11 protein-coding genes and 1 other RNA gene are annotated in these 14,883 nt (G+C 41.8%); 6 read left to right on the top strand and 6 right to left on the bottom strand.

What is annotated here, in order from left to right:
* Positions 1–17: 17 nt before the first annotated feature.
* Both J7K40_09730 and ssrA read right to left on the bottom strand, forming a co-directional pair.
* The gene (locus J7K40_09730; protein ID MCD6162677.1) at positions 18–584 is read right to left on the bottom strand and encodes a porin family protein; all 567 of its coding nucleotides are present in this window, start codon (positions 582–584) and stop codon (positions 18–20) included.
* Between the two features lie 472 nt (positions 585–1,056).
* Positions 1,057–1,414: a transfer-messenger RNA gene (gene ssrA, locus J7K40_09725) on the bottom strand.
* A 468-nt stretch (positions 1,415–1,882) separates the two neighbouring features.
* On the opposite strand from ssrA, the gene J7K40_09720 reads away from it, so the two are divergent.
* Both J7K40_09720 and J7K40_09715 read left to right on the top strand, forming a co-directional pair.
* Positions 1,883–3,415 (top strand): aromatic amino acid lyase, encoded by a 1,533-nt coding sequence (locus tag J7K40_09720; protein ID MCD6162676.1) that lies wholly within the window; start codon positions 1,883–1,885, stop codon positions 3,413–3,415.
* A gap of 235 nt (positions 3,416–3,650) precedes the next feature.
* Entirely contained in the window at positions 3,651–4,919 is a 1,269-nt protein-coding gene (locus J7K40_09715) for a permease (GenBank protein MCD6162675.1), read from the top strand.
* 83 nt (positions 4,920–5,002) lie between these two features.
* Here J7K40_09715 and J7K40_09710 read toward each other — a convergent pair whose 3' ends face one another.
* The gene (locus J7K40_09710; GenBank protein ID MCD6162674.1) at positions 5,003–6,454 is read right to left on the bottom strand and encodes a TrkH family potassium uptake protein; all 1,452 of its coding nucleotides are present in this window, start codon (positions 6,452–6,454) and stop codon (positions 5,003–5,005) included.
* Positions 6,448–7,791, bottom strand: a complete 1,344-nt coding sequence (gene trkA / locus J7K40_09705; GenBank protein ID MCD6162673.1) for a Trk system potassium transporter TrkA — start codon at positions 7,789–7,791, stop codon at positions 6,448–6,450. The genes J7K40_09710 and trkA overlap by 7 nt, the downstream gene beginning before the upstream one ends.
* Positions 7,792–8,400: 609 nt before the next feature.
* On the opposite strand from trkA, the gene J7K40_09700 reads away from it, so the two are divergent.
* Together J7K40_09700 and J7K40_09695 are read left to right on the top strand one after the other, a co-directional pair.
* Positions 8,401–8,892, top strand: coding sequence for an HIT domain-containing protein (locus tag J7K40_09700; GenBank protein ID MCD6162672.1), 492 nt, complete (start codon positions 8,401–8,403; stop codon positions 8,890–8,892).
* Positions 8,889–10,505: a 3-isopropylmalate dehydratase large subunit gene (locus J7K40_09695; protein ID MCD6162671.1), complete on the top strand. Its 1,617-nt coding sequence runs from the start codon at positions 8,889–8,891 to the stop codon at positions 10,503–10,505. Before J7K40_09700 ends, J7K40_09695 begins: the two co-directional genes overlap by 4 nt.
* Positions 10,506–10,684: 179 nt before the next feature.
* On the opposite strand, the gene J7K40_09690 is transcribed toward J7K40_09695, so the two are convergent.
* Entirely contained in the window at positions 10,685–11,683 is a 999-nt protein-coding gene (locus tag J7K40_09690; GenBank protein ID MCD6162670.1) for a biotin--[acetyl-CoA-carboxylase] ligase, read from the bottom strand.
* Positions 11,680–12,510 (bottom strand): carboxylating nicotinate-nucleotide diphosphorylase, encoded by an 831-nt coding sequence (gene nadC, locus J7K40_09685; GenBank protein MCD6162669.1) that lies wholly within the window; start codon positions 12,508–12,510, stop codon positions 11,680–11,682. The genes J7K40_09690 and nadC overlap by 4 nt, the downstream gene beginning before the upstream one ends.
* A gap of 102 nt (positions 12,511–12,612) precedes the next feature.
* Here nadC and J7K40_09680 point away from each other — a divergent pair, with 102 nt between their 5' ends.
* Positions 12,613–14,268 carry a hypothetical protein gene (locus tag J7K40_09680; GenBank protein ID MCD6162668.1) on the top strand — a complete coding sequence of 552 codons (1,656 nt, stop codon included), beginning with the start codon at positions 12,613–12,615 and terminating at the stop codon, positions 14,266–14,268.
* A gap of 28 nt (positions 14,269–14,296) precedes the next feature.
* Complete coding sequence (locus J7K40_09675; protein ID MCD6162667.1) at positions 14,297–14,653, top strand: response regulator; 357 nt, start codon at positions 14,297–14,299, stop codon at positions 14,651–14,653.
* The last annotated feature ends 230 nt before the right edge of the window (positions 14,654–14,883 follow it).

Genomic DNA, 14,883 nt, shown 5'->3' with positions numbered 1-14,883 from the left:
GGTGATGGATCCACTGGTTATGGCCAGATTTTATCAAACACCACCCTTACACCTATGGTCATCATGTCGCCATCAAGGAGTTCATTCTCAATTACATGGTGGTATCTCATATCAAAACCCAAGCGCCTACCTTCCTTTAACCTGAAAACAAACCCCAGATCAAGATATACGCCAAATTCCACATCGGTCTCATCCCTGGGTATACCAGGTATAAACTCGGGCTTGTATTTATAGTGAACACGGTATACACCTGGCCCTGTCCCGAAATACATGGCAAGGGTATCCAACGGGTAAGTGAATCGCGGCCCGAAAAGAAGAGAAATGACATCCATACTGTAATCTCCTATATCCGGGACCTCGTCATCATGGCTTGAATACATGAGACTTGCTTCAATCGATGTATTTTTGGCCAGATCATGACCCAAGAATATACCCGGGCTGAATGCGTCATCCATCTCTCTTCCTGCATCACCAGTAAGAACTGCATAACCCAGCTGTATGCCCCCATAAAAATGGCTTTCCGCGCACAACGCACCAGGTAGAACAAGAGATAAAACCACGATCAAGAAAAGCCTTCTCCCCATAAGGCACCCCCTTTTTACCTAAACCCAAGAACTTTTCATCTTCTCGTAAGTTCAGAGAAAAGATTTCTCGGCCTTTCCTTAGTGCCAGAATCATTTCTTAGTGCCTTCTTAAGGTATATGGGTACCATACTCAGCTTTTTTCAACCTTGATCATATTCAAACTTCTGGTTATACACAATCTCTATAACTACTAATTTATAGTATTTATGTTAATTGAAAACCAGCGCAAGTCAAGGTTTTTTCGGTAGTTATCATTAACTGCCTCAGAACGCCGATTCTCAGGAAACACTAGAGGATCCGAATCAGGATCGAGAGAATAAAGATTGCGATAGAGGACCTTTCCACTACAAATGCGAACCTTTGGATGCCACCGCCGATGTGAAAAGACCGCAAACCCTTTGAAAACAAGGGGAAATAGAAAACCCGTCGTCCCGGAGAATGACCCCGGAGAGACGGGTTGTCTTTTTTCAAATGGTGGAGGCGGGGGGAATCGAACCCCCGTCCGAGAATACCTAATCAGAGCCCTCTACACGCGTAGGTTTCCTATTAATACAACTGGAATAATGCCGAAAACCAGGCTTTATTTCCAATCGGTCTTAATTAATCTTGCGACTTCAGGCTAAGACAAACCCTACGCCGCCAGCTTCTCTTAATCGACACCCTGAATAGAACCGAAAAGCAAATCCTACCAGAATGGGCTGCTATTTACTAAGCAGCCATAGCATACGAATAATCGTCGCCAATTAATTGTTTGTTCCCGGTTTTTACGATGCCCGGGGCATCGGCGCGCAGACCCAAATCGAATAAACCCGTCGAAACCTGTCGCCCCCATATAATTTTCAAAGAACTATTTACAATATAACTATCGACTTAATACCAGTCAATGATGAATACAATTAATATTACTACCAAAATTGACAAGAAGTTTCGTAATATAATTGCATTCGCCTGTTTATTTTAACTAAGACTTAACTGCTGTTCGGCCTTTTGTAATATACAATCATCTATGTTACCCTCCCGCTGCGGCAGAGAATGACAATAAATGACAATTAATGCGTCGTCGAGAACCTTTTTCTGATGGTATTGGCAATCGCTGCAGCAACATTATAATATCACTAAATCAATATGGTTGACCTGCCAAACTTAAAATGTATATTACCTGCAACAAAATTACTGGTTTGTCGAATTAGTGATTGGCATTCGCCTAAGGCGAACTTATCTGTCAACAATACTGGTGCGCGAGGACGTACACCAGCAATATAACAATTCGGCAATCATGGTTGATTGGAGGAAATTTTATGTCAGTAGTAATTGGAGATAAAAAGCTCACCTTAGAGGATGTCGAACAGGTTGCCCGCCATAACGAAAAAGTGGAGCTGGCTTCCTCAGCTGTCGAGCGGATAAAGAAATGCCGTCAGATGCTGGACAGGAAAATCAAAGCTAAAGAAATCATGTATGGCGTTAATACCGGTATCGGCGAATTTTCCGAGATTGTCTTGGATGACGAGCAGGTCAAGGAATTTCAGAAGTATCTTATCTACAATCATTCGGCGGGCATCGGCGAACCGGCACCGATAGAGCATATCCGGGCAGCGATGCTTACCCGCATCAATGTTCAAAGTCATGGCCATTCCGGTTGTCGTCCTGAAATTACCCAAACTCTTGTTGCCCTGCTTAATAAAGGTGTAACGCCGGTAGTCTGCGAAAAAGGCAGTGTTGGCGCTTGCGGCGACCTTGCCCCTATGAGCCAAATAGCTCTTTTACTTATGGGCGAGGGCGAGGCGTTTTATAACGGTAAACGGCTTCCTTCATCAGAGGCTATGAAACAAGCGGGCGTTCCAATACCAGGTCTTCACGCGCGCGATGGATTGGCTACCATAAACGGCTCCAACCTGATAGCCGGCATCGGTTGTCTTGAGCTTCTGGATACTGAACGGATGATAGCTCAGGCTGAGATTGCCTGCGCCATGTCGCTTGAGGCTTTGATGGCTAACATGAAACCGTATGATGAACGCCTTCACAAGCTTCGCGGTTTTACCGGCGCTGCAACATCAGCCAACAATATCCGCAGCATAATTGAGGGATCGGATTTAGTAACCGGCAAGCTTAAGGTCAAAGTTCAGGATGCTTACTCTATGCGGTCAACTCCGCAAGTGATAGGAGCGGCTCGCGACCATCTTGCCTATGCTCGCAAGCAGTTCGAGATTGAAATTAACGGTGTTGGCGATAACCCGATTTTCCTGCCCGATGACGACACCGTATTAACCGGCGCTAATTTTCAGGGCACTCCAATCAGTATGCCGCTTGATATGGTCGGCGCCTCGATTGCCATGATCTGTGTGCTCTCCGAACGTCGGCTCAACCGGCTTTTAAATCCGGCTCTAAGCATAGGCCTGCCGGCGTTTCTAACTAAGGGAGCGGGGATGTATTCCGGCCATATGCTAAGCCAATATACCGCCGGGATGCTGATAGTGGAACAGCGTATCCTGTCTAATCCATCGTGCGTTCAATCGATTCCAGCCGCCGCCGACCAAGAAGATTTTGTCAGTATGGGCATGAACGGTGCGCTGAAAACAAAACAGATTCTTAAAAATGCTTGCGGCGTTATCGGCATCGAGCTTATTGCGGCGGCGCAAGCGCTCGATTTTCGCGATTTCAAACCCGGTCAAGGTACTCAAGCCGCTCATTCGGCTGTTCGCAAGGTTGTCGAACATTTAGATAAAGACCGGCCGCTATATAAGGACCATAACAATATGGCTGAAGCTGTAAAACAAAACGAAGTGCTCAAAGCCGTTGAGAATAAGGTCGGACCGCTGAGTAAATCATGGTAAGATTATATTCGAATCTATGGAACGTCCGCTTGATGCAAGCGGCAGGTTGTTAACAAACGTAACGCATAGAGGCGTATTGCAATACGCCCCTATGCGCTGATGTATGTCAAGTTATATTTATTGCCAAAAAATAAATCGCAAAACCCGTATTCCGGCTTAATAAATAAAGTAAATCGATTAAAATATCAGTTGATAATGGGAACATTATTAACGATATTATGATTTAAATATCAATATGATAGAACGCTGCTTAATAGAGATATGGAATATCCTACTGGATCTTTCATTCCCGCTTATTGTGGGTATAGCAATAGCCGGAGCCGTACATGTTATTCTGCCAGCCGGATTTGTGCACCGGAATCTTGGCAAGCGGGGACTGGGCAGTATAATCAAAGCCGCGCTTATAGGCGTGCCAATGCCCTTATGTTCATGCGGCGTTATTCCGACAGCTGTTGGCCTTAAGCAGGATGGAGCTTCCAATGGAGCCTCTACAAGCTTCTTGATTAGCACGCCTCAAACCGGTGTTGATTCAATTCTGGTAAGCGCCTCATTTCTGGGCTGGCCATTTGCAATATTCAAATTGATAGTGTCGTTTATTACCGGCATCATTGGCGGAGCTGTAGTTGATTTATTTGATAATCAGGATGGGTATACACCGAAACAAAGCGCTGCTGATAACCATTTTTCGGGTTATCAATCAAGGCTTAAAGAAGCCGTTAATTTTGGAATCTTTGAACTGTTTGGCATGATCTACCGCTGGCTGATTGTTGGCATATTATTAGCTGCCCTAATTTCGTTATTTGTTCCATCCGGCTATCTTTCGACTATAAGCTGGATAGGCGGGATTGGCGGTTTGTTTTTAATGTTGTTAATCTCATTGCCGCTGTATGTATGTGCTACCGCATCAGTCCCGATTGCGGCATCGCTAATTGCGGCGGGCATGCCTCCGGGCGCGGCAATGGTGCTGTTGATGGCGGGACCAGCATCAAATATTGCTACTATAGGCGCGGTATTCCGGGCGTTTGGCGGTAAAATCCTAACAATCTACTTAGCGACAGTATCGATATTCAGCATATTTTTTGGCTGGCTGTTTGATTTTATTATCAACTCAGGAGAATCTTTGGCAATTCAGCACCATCAGAATAATGAGTGGTTTATAATAGCCAGCGCCGTAACAGTAATTGGCTTGTCTGTCTTTATGATATTTAATGATTTGCAGAAAAAATATCACCAGAAGTTAGCGCATAGGGGCATGTCTCGGGATAGGGATATACGTCAATCTCATGAATCTACTGAGGCAGATATGAGAATACAACTATCTGTACAGGGAATGACCTGCCAGCATTGTGCGGCGAATGTTACAAAAGCATTAGAAAGCGTCGAGGGTGCTAAGGTTGTGAATGTATCGACAGATGAGAATTTAGCGGTTATTGATGGTAATCCAGCCATTGATGATTTAATTGATTCTGTCAACAATGCTGGTTATACGGCAACAGCTTTATAGGCCAAAATCCTTGCAATTTACAATGGTTGACAAGCAGCCTGTATTTATGTCAAACCGTACTTAGCAGCAAGATTATGATATTGCTATTTTTTCCAAAATGCCGGTATCATCAATGCCATAACAGTGAATAGCTCCAGCCTGCCCAGTATCATACAGAAACTTAAAAACAGCTTGCCGATTTCAGGAATGAAAGCGAAATTTTCAATTGAGCCAACTCTGCCCAAACCAGGACCGATATTCGCTAAGCAGGCTATCACTGAGGAAAAAGCAGTGATAATATCCAATCCTAAGGCGGCCATGAATATCGAGCCGGTTGCGAATACGATTATGAATAAAATAAAGAAGCCTGCTATGGATTTCGCTATATCATCCTTAATTGGGCTATCGCCGATTTTAATCGCCACCACTGCATTGGGATGAACCGCTTTAAATAATTCGACTCTGACGATTTTTATCAAAACCAGAAAACGCGAGACTTTAATGCCGCCAGCGGTCGAGCCGGCTGAGCCGCCGATAAACATCAGAACTATTAGCAATAATCGGGCAAAGGACGGATAGACATCGAAATTATCAGTACCATATCCGGTGGTAGTGCTAATAGAAATTGTCTGGAAAAGCCCCTTGCGAAACGCCTCGGCAAAACTGCCATGAATTGAATATATGGAGAGAGTTAATATAATAGCGGCGATTCCTGTAATAGCCGCATAAGCTCTGAATTCAGGGTCTTTAATAATGCAGGTCGTGTCACCTTTGGCTATCAAATAGTAAAGATAAAAATTGACTCCGGCGACGAACATAAAAAAGCAGATGGCATACTCGATTGCCGGATTGTTAAACCCGCCGATTGAGGCAGTAATAGTAGAAAAACCGCCGGTGGACATCGTAGTAAAACTATGGCAAATTGATTCAAAGAGATTCATGCCTAAAAGCCTTAGGATTATTATTTCAGCAGCCGTAAAACCTAAATAAATTTTCCATAAGATTGATGATGTTTCTTTTAATTTGGGGCGGAAACTGGCAGTAATAGGTCCGGGTACTTCAGATTTAAACAGGTGTTTAGCGCCCAAGCCAAGTCGGGGCAGGATGGCAATAAACAAGACAATTATTCCCATGCCTCCCAGCCATTGCGTAAGCGACCGCCAGTATAGTAATGCTCTTGATTGTTCCTCAACTATTATAATAGCTGTTGAACCGGTGGTGGTGAAACCGGATACAGTTTCAAAAAATGCGCTGGCAAAGGAGTTGAATGTATTTTCAAACATATACGGCAAAGCTCCGAAAACTCCTGAAAAAATCCAGCCAAAGGCAGTTATAACTAAAGCCTCCTTGATATATAAATCGCTCTTGCTTTTTATTCCCAAAAGGATCATTACCGTTCCGGCGCCGGCGGTGATAGCTGTGGAATGTATAAACGACCATATTGCCTGCTGATCATTGTCTATGAATGCCCAGACCAGCGAGGTTGCCATAGATGCCGCCATCACCAGAAGCAATAAGCCAATTAATTTACTGCTATAGCGAATGTTCATTAGCATGACCTGAAAAGATTTTCGACCTTGGGTCGAACGCCCGGCGTAGTAAAGACGATAACACTATCCCCAGCCATGATTACATCATCGCCGGTTGGTATTATAACTCCTCTTTCACCAGCTATTGCGCCTATTATAGCGCCTTTGGGGACATTGAGATCTTTTAGTGGAGTGTCGATGGTTTTACATCCATCAGGCGCAGCAAATTCAAGTATTTCTCCTTTGCCAATATCGACATCGGATACTGAAACGACCTCTCCCGAACGAACATATTTCAATATCTGGTTGGCGGCAAACCGACGCGGTGAAATAGTGGCATCCAACCCCAGATGCTCATAGACTGACAGGTAGTCGGGGCGATGAACTATAGCGATAGTTTTTTTACTGCCAAGCTCTTTGGCCAGAAGACCCGACATCAAATTAACCTCATCACGCTTGGAGGCAGTTACAAACACATCCGCCTCGCCAACTTTTTCCTGCTTCAAAATCTCAATATCGGTGCCGTCGCCGTTAATAATTAAAGCCTCTTTCAGTTCTTCGGATAAGGATTGACATTTTGATTTATTCCACTCGATTAAAACAACTGATATCTTCGTTCCCTCAAGCAGTTTCGCTACAGTCAAACCGATTTCACCGCCGCCGAGAACAACGACTTTCTCGGCCCCCGATTCCTTGGTTTTACCGAAATATCTGGCGCCATCTTCTATTGATTCTTTCTTGCCGATTATAAAAACTTTATCCCCGTCCTTCAACACTGTACTGCCGGATGGAATTATAAGTTCGTTTTTACGGACAATGCCCGATACAAGTATATCCGGCGGTGTTTTTAGTTTTTGAAGGGGGATTCCGGTAACTCCAGCTTTTTTGTTATGAGTCAGCTGCATTAGCTCGACCATGCCATTCGCAAATTCGGCAATATAAGATGCGCCCATAAAGCCTATCAGCTTGCTTATTTCGATAGCCGAAAGTATCTCCGGAGAAATAACCAGATCGATGCCGAATAATTCCTGAAACGACCCGCGTGTTTCGGGCAGGTATTCACGGGAATCAACTCTGGCAATTACTTTTTTGGCGCCCATATTTTTCGCCATCATTGCGGTTAATATATTAACTTCATCAAGGTTGGTTACAGCAATAACCAGGTCTGATTTATCGATTTCGATTTCTTTCATTATTTTAATGGAACCAGCCCGACCGACAACCGATCGCACATCGAGCCTGTCATCAATAGCGGTTACCGCATTTGTGTTCGAGTCAACTACCGTTACGTTATGGTTCTCTTTAGATAATACAGAGGCAATATGTTTGCCAACTTCGCCTAATCCTATAATTATAATATTCATACATTCACTCCTAAAAATCGAATCGGTCATTTTATTACTATCTTAATGACCGATTTATTTAATAAAATTAGGATATACAAGCATCAAGTCAAGATTATTTTTTAATAATGCCCCCAAAACAATAAGCGGAAAATATGATTTAAACCCGGATTTTGTAATAGAAATACAAATAAATTGCTTTGGTTATAAAGCGGTGCTTGGCAGCCAACCCTAAATTATATTGAATATTTAGTGTTAAGAACACACCCCTGACCCCTCTCAAGAGGGAAATAGTAAAATGTTGGTGCACGAGAACGTACACCAACCACCCTAAATATAATTTTAGTTCCGAAGGTCTTGCTCGGTGCCAAGAAAGCGCCCCAAGCCAAACGATATCAAGCTAACCGTATGGCTATAGAAACACATCCGCGCATGACAACGAGTGAGGGGGGATTAGGTTTTTAGCAAATGAAATAATTGTTTATTGGCGCAATATTTTCAATTATTATATTATTAAGCCTTGTTATCTGATAAGCTTAGCTATATTATCACAAAATAATATAAGTCGTAAATTTGAAATAATCGCTTAAATTTGCTTGATTTTCAAACCATTAATGTTAATATAAAAAGATGGATACTTTATGGTCCCCATGGCGTTCTGTCTATATTTTAGGTCCTAAAGAAAAAGGATGTGTTTTTTGCAAAAACTTCAAGCAAAAAAAAGACCGGGCGAATTTAATTTTACATAGAGGGAAACACTCTTTTATTATAATGAATAGATATCCTTACAATAGCGGGCATCTGATGGTTTGTCCTGTTGCGCATAAGTCTAAGCTTGATGAATTAACTAAAGCTGAATATACCGAAATGTTCGAGTTTCTAACGCTTTGCACAAAACTGCTCACTTCAGCATTGCCTGCCGATGGTTTAAATATTGGCATCAATTTGGGTGAAGTAGCCGGTTCCAGTATTCGAGACCATCTGCATATTCATATTGTGCCCAGATTTACAGGAGATACAAATTTTATGCCTGTGCTGGGGCTGACAAGAGTACAGTCATTCGCATTGCTTGATACTTATGATGCCCTAAAAAAACATCTGAAAAAATTAGTTAAAAAGTGAAAATACCCAGAAAAAAAGAGCTTTTAGAGCTGCAAAAGAAATACCGAACCGATAAGAAAATCGGCGAGGTGTATGGTGTACCCGGCAGATTGGTAGCATACTGGCGGTCAAAAAAGAAAATCGGGCCATACAGCCAGCCCAAATATTCCAGCGAAAGAATTACCGATTTATGGGAACGTTTCGGCGATGACCGTCTGGCCGGTATAGAGTTGGGTATTTCCGGCCCCGGATTCAGGCAGTGGCGATTGAGATACGGAATTAAAAACAAGCCGACTCAGCTAAAAATAGAACAGCTCGAGTTGGAATTTCTTGATATGCCCAGCATTACTAAATCCACGCGCAAAGAAACATTTATCAGAAAACTATTAGCGCGGAAAGCAGGCTTGAAAACTGTTGAGGAGGGTGAGATTGTTGCCATCGAACCCGATCTGGTAATTGCAAGCGATAATGCAGGAATAGCGATTGACGCTTTTTATAATGCCGGCAATACTAAAGTATTTAATCATGCGAAAATAGCCATCATTTTAAATCATCTTGGCAGCCTTGCCGAATCAGAAATTAAATCTCAGAATATCGCCGGTGAACAAAAAAAAATACGCGAGTTTGCCAAAAAACAGAGTATTATGATGTTTTATGACGTTGGTTGCGGGATGCCGCATCAGGTTATAATTGAAGAAGGTTTGATTCTCCCCGGACAACTAACCGTTGGAGCCGATCAATACATTCCATCATATGGCGGCGTTGGAGCATATTCAATAAATATTGCTATTTCAGAAATGGCAAAAATATGGGCTTCTGGAAGAATAGAACAAAAAATTCCCGAATCTATTAAAATAGTAGTTAACGGCAATCTTAGCCAGGGAGTTGCCGCTAATGATATTATTTTAAAACTATCCCGCGAAATAAATAAATATGCTAAATCTGGCAAAGCATTCGAATTCTATGGCCGGGCTATTATGGCTCTGACGACCTCGCAGAGAATTACTCTCACCAATTTTACCATCGCCGCTGGAGCAGGCTCGGCGATGGTTCCGGTTGATGAAATAACTCAAAGGTTTTTAAAAAAGATTACTAAAGCGAAATATAAACTTGTAAAAGCCGATTTTGATGCAATTTATGAAAATGAAATTGAAACTGATGTGTCCTTTCTTTCTCCTCAGATTGTTGCTTGCGGAAATATCGATGACAGCAAGCCCGTTGAAGAATTAGCAGGCAAGCAAATCGATCATGTAGTCCTTGGCGGCTGTACTAATGGCCATCTTGAAGACCTTGAAATCGCCGCCTCTATACTCAGGGGAAGACGAATTCATCGCAATACACGTATGATGGTGATACCGTCCTCGCGTAAAACTTTCTTAGAGGCTATAGACAAAGGCTATATTAGCGCCTTGGTCGAATCCGGCTGCCTTATACTTAACCCGAGTTATGACTCATATTTTAGCGCCAATAACGGTATGCTTGCCGATGGTGAGCGGGCTTTGACTACAACATATAATAATATATCCAACAAAAATAAGCTAAAGCATTCGGAAATCTATATTGTTTCGCCGGCAACCGTTGCCGCCTCCGCGCTCGAGGGGGCAATCGCCGACCCGCGGAAGTATTTCGGTTAAATAATAATCTCATAGCAAGCAAAAACATACAAGCCTTATGAATATTTTGCTTTATATTAAAAACAGTAGGTCGGAAATTCCTGTCTGCCTTACCAATGACTTGGATTAATCACAAACTACTGTATCGGTATATGGCATAAACAGATTACTCTTTCGCATTATCGAACGTACTCCACCTATTACCGAAACGAAACGTCACCCGCCGAATACGAGCGCAATCCTTTTTTGGACTTGACAATCAATCCGCCCATATCATCAAAGCCAACAGCCCGACCGGTAATCTTTTGCTTCCCGGTTTTTAAAGCAACTCGCTTGCCAATAACTGCCGAATGTTTTATCAATTCAGACCGTAAATATCTGAATCCATGAAGGCAAAACATCTTATAAAGGCTTTCGAATTGGACGAGAACCTCCTGCAGCAAAGCAACTCTTGATACGGCATTCCGGCTAATCATCTTAAGCGAGGTTGATTTAAGCTGAAGGCTTAACGGAAAATCTCTTTTGGTATGATTGACATTTATTCCTATACCGACAATCATATATTCCACCTTATCAAGTTCAGCGACTAACTCTACAAGTATGCCGGCAAGTTTTTTCTTTTTGTACAAAATATCATTTGGCCATTTCATCTGCATTTGAAAGCCGGTAATAATATTGATTGCTCGTGTTAGCGCCAAACCGGTTGCTAAAGATAATCCGGCTATTTTGTCGGGCGGAAGTTTGGGCCGCAGTATTAATGAAAAATATAAACCTTTGCCGGATGGCGAATGCCATTTGCGTCCCATTCTTCCCCGTCCTTTCTTCTGGGAATCTGCGATTATCAGCGTTCCTTCGGGCATTCCGCATTTTGCCAGATTATGAGCGGTGATGTTTGTTGAGTCGACTGATTTATAGGAAAATATCCGGCAAGCGTTAATTTGACAGCTTAGACCGGCGGCAATCTCAACCGGTAAAATAGAATCAGGTGATTTTAGAAGCTTGTAGCCCAGGTTGCGGCTGGCTTCAATAGTATAACCGCAGTTTCTAAGAAACGAAATGCTGTCGTAAACAATATGACGCGTAATTGACAATGCTTCCGATATTTCACGGGATGATGTGAATCTATTGCTGTTTTTTTTTAGAAATGCTAAAATATCAACCGGCGGACCTAATTTGCCATCGTTGGAGGATAATTTCATGCAGTGTTTCTCATAGAAAAATCGATTGCCGAAACCGTATGTGTCAGGGCGCCGATGGAGATATAATCGATTCCTGTTTTAGCTTTCGCTTTAATATTCTTAAGAGTAACACCACCGGAAACCTCTATTTTAATTTTAGGTTTTTTTGATTTTATTATCCAGACAGCTCTGGCAAGCTGTCTGGTATTGAAATTATCAAGCATTATTATGTCAGGCGAATACTGAAGAGCACTTTCAAGCTGCTCAAAATCAGAGATTTCAATTTCAACTTTACATTTTGCATTGATAAATTTTTCCAGCGCTTTGTTAACACTGCCTGCGGAGGCTATATGATTGTCCTTTATAAGCACCATGTCATAAAGACCCATCCGATGATTTTTGCCGCCGCCATGCAATACCGCTTGTTTTTCGAGACTGCGAAGCCCGGGTGTAGTTTTGCGGGTATCAAGTATATCGGCTTGTGTGCCCTTAACCTGCTCGACAAATTTGGCTGTTAATGAGGCTACGCCCGAAAGATGAGACAGAAGATTCAGAGCAAGCCTTTCTCCTTTGAGTATGCCATGAGCGGGACCTTTAATGGATGCGATTATTATGCCGGATGCAAACTTTTTGCCATCCCCGATATGAAATACAATCTCGATTTTAGGCGAGGCTAACTTGAACGCATATTTAACAGCTTCAATTCCTGATAATATCCCGTCTGATTTGGCAACAATCAGAGCTTTGCCCTTTTGTGATTTTGGAATGATGGAATCGGTAGTAATATCGCCTTTGCCAATATCCTCCTGGTAAGCCAGTTTAATAACTTGTTTAGCAATTTTATCCATTGCAAAATTTTATAATGCATGCAGTATTTTGTCAACATGAAAAATATTGACAAAATATTTCAAATATTGTATTTTTAAACAGGTTTAATCAAAGGTGCTTATATGAATAATGATAATCTTTGTATACATCCTGATTACCGGGGAAGAGTGTGTTGGCTTTCCTTGTTGGTTGATATGAATATATCCTTAGATGTGCTGAATAAAACATCATTTATTCAGGATAATTCTGCTATCTGTCATGAATGTGAAATATTTAAAAAAATAATGAAAAAGAACGCCAACGCGCAAAACAGAGATAGCTCCATGGCTGCAACGGTAATTAATCTTGTCAAACAGCTTTCGGTAAAAAAAAATGAATTAGAAAAGACAACCGACCAGTTGAACTATAACATTAACCAACTTAGCCTGCTAAAGAATCTAACCGATGCGCTCGCGCGGAGTAATAATCTGGAAAAGAGTATGAGAATAATTCTTGCGGGGGCAACATCGGGAGATACATTTTGCTTTAACAGAGCGTTTATATTCCTTTTGAACGAGAAAAACAATCTGCTTGAGGGTAAATCGGCAGTTGGGCCAACAAGCCCCGAGGAGGCTGTCAGGATATGGGAAAAAATATCGAAGATTTCCTTAAACCGCCAGCTAAGCGAGATACTCATCGAAACCGAATTTATTCCGTGTTCACTGGAAACAAAAGCAGCTAAAATAAAATTATCAGTAGCCAACAATGAAAACCCTCTTATAAAAGTATTAAATCAGTCAAAAGAGAAAGTATTGGATATCAAAGACAGTAAATATCGGCAATTTGATTTTGATTGGTTGTCGCCGGCAGATAAAATAGTGATTGTGCCTATTATTGCGGAAAACAGGATGCTGGGACTGATTATAGCTGATAATGCTATTTCAAACAAGCCAATTACTGATGTGTCTGTTGAGTTTTTAAAATCGCTGGTATTTGCTTGTGCTCCCGGACTTCAAAATGCCATTCTATATGAGAAACTCCGGATAAAATTCAAAGAATTGGAACGGGTGCACGAACTTTATAAATCAAATCAGGCTTACTTAGTGCGTCATGAGAGACTGGCTGATATCGGCACGCTGGCAACTAAAGTTGCTCATGAATTTCGCATCCCGTTAGTAACAATTGGGGGCTACGCAAGAAGAATTTTAAAAACGCTTGGCAGCGATAAATTTGATAAGCATATGGTTGAAGTTATCATTTCCGAAGTTAATAGATTATCGAAGATTACTTCCGAAATACTCGAATATTCCCGCGTTTCAAAATTGGATATTAACAAATGCAATTTGAATAGTGTCGTTACCGATTCGCTAACTCAGCTTGAAAATAAACTTAATTCATCAGGGATAAATATTGAAAAAATATTTAACCGGAAAACATTAAATATAAAAGCAGATTCCGAGAGGCTTAAGCAGGTAATCCTCAATTTAATTGACAATGCTGTGGATGCTATGCAGGATGGCGGCAAACTTACTATAAAAACTTCAAAGAACAAGGAATATGTAGTTTTGGATATAATTGATACGGGTTCTGGCGTTGATAAATATAGCCTTGAAAATCTTTTTAATCTGTTTTACACTACAAAAGAAAAAGGTTCAGGTCTCGGTTTGCCTGTATCGAAAAAAATAATTGATGACCACGGCGGATACATAAATGTTGAGTCTATTCCCGGCAAAGGAACATCTTTTTCGGTTCGGTTGCCGGCCTTTGTTGGTCATAACAAATCTGAAGATTTAAAATGAAAATCAATGCTATTAACTGGAGGGATTTATGCATAGAATTATGATAATAGAAGATGAAGAGCCGCTTTTAGAATTATATAAACATGAGTTTGAGGATGAGGGCTATCAGGTTATGCCTATCAACAATGGCCGCGAGGTCATTGACAGCATCAAGTCTTTCAAACCGGAGGTCATAGTTTTAGATATACGTCTTAAGGGAATTGAGGGCCTTGAAATTTTGGAACAGATAAAAAACTATGACCTTAATTTGCCGGTGATTTTAAATACGGCTTATTCTACTTATAAGGCGAATTTTTCCAGCTGGATTGCTGATGACTATGTTATCAAATCCCCAGATTTGACTGAGCTTAAAACCACAATTAAGAAGCATATTCTTAGCAACTGATTTGCTTTCGGTTCATTTTTTCAGGTTATAGCATTTATCACTACTGTCCGGCCTTTTGTCCGCCTTAGGCGGATGCTATAATGATGTCATTCCCACACTGCCCGCGTCATTCCCAACTTGATTGGGAATCCAGAGATTGGTCATGCCGATACCTCCTGCCTGCCGGCGCCCGCCTGTCTGCGGACACAGGGCACGGTATTTTTACTATCCGCCATTGGGTTAGCAAATAG

The organism is Candidatus Zixiibacteriota bacterium (genome assembly GCA_021159005.1).
In the GTDB taxonomy this organism is placed as follows: Bacteria; Zixibacteria; MSB-5A5; order UBA10806; family 4484-95; genus JAGGSN01.
Note: the sequence above shows the minus strand (reverse complement) of the source record. Positions and strands in the feature narration are given on the sequence as shown.

Bases quoted from the DNA above. Each gene is read 5' to 3' on its own strand.
- J7K40_09680 (MCD6162668.1), top strand. From the start codon at position 12,613: ATGAATAATGATAATCTTTGTATACATCCTGATTACCGGGGAAGAGTG.
- trkA (MCD6162673.1), bottom strand. From the start codon at position 7,791: ATGAATATTATAATTATAGGATTAGGCGAAGTTGGCAAACATATTGCC.
- nadC (MCD6162669.1), bottom strand. From the start codon at position 12,510: ATGGATAAAATTGCTAAACAAGTTATTAAACTGGCTTACCAGGAGGAT.
- J7K40_09675 (MCD6162667.1), top strand. From the start codon at position 14,297: ATGCATAGAATTATGATAATAGAAGATGAAGAGCCGCTTTTAGAATTA.
- J7K40_09720 (MCD6162676.1), top strand. From the start codon at position 1,883: ATGTCAGTAGTAATTGGAGATAAAAAGCTCACCTTAGAGGATGTCGAA.
- J7K40_09715 (MCD6162675.1), top strand. From the start codon at position 3,651: ATGATAGAACGCTGCTTAATAGAGATATGGAATATCCTACTGGATCTT.
- J7K40_09700 (MCD6162672.1), top strand. From the start codon at position 8,401: ATGGATACTTTATGGTCCCCATGGCGTTCTGTCTATATTTTAGGTCCT.
- J7K40_09730 (MCD6162677.1), bottom strand. From the start codon at position 584: ATGGGGAGAAGGCTTTTCTTGATCGTGGTTTTATCTCTTGTTCTACCT.
- J7K40_09710 (MCD6162674.1), bottom strand. From the start codon at position 6,454: ATGCTAATGAACATTCGCTATAGCAGTAAATTAATTGGCTTATTGCTT.
- J7K40_09690 (MCD6162670.1), bottom strand. From the start codon at position 11,683: ATGAAATTATCCTCCAACGATGGCAAATTAGGTCCGCCGGTTGATATT.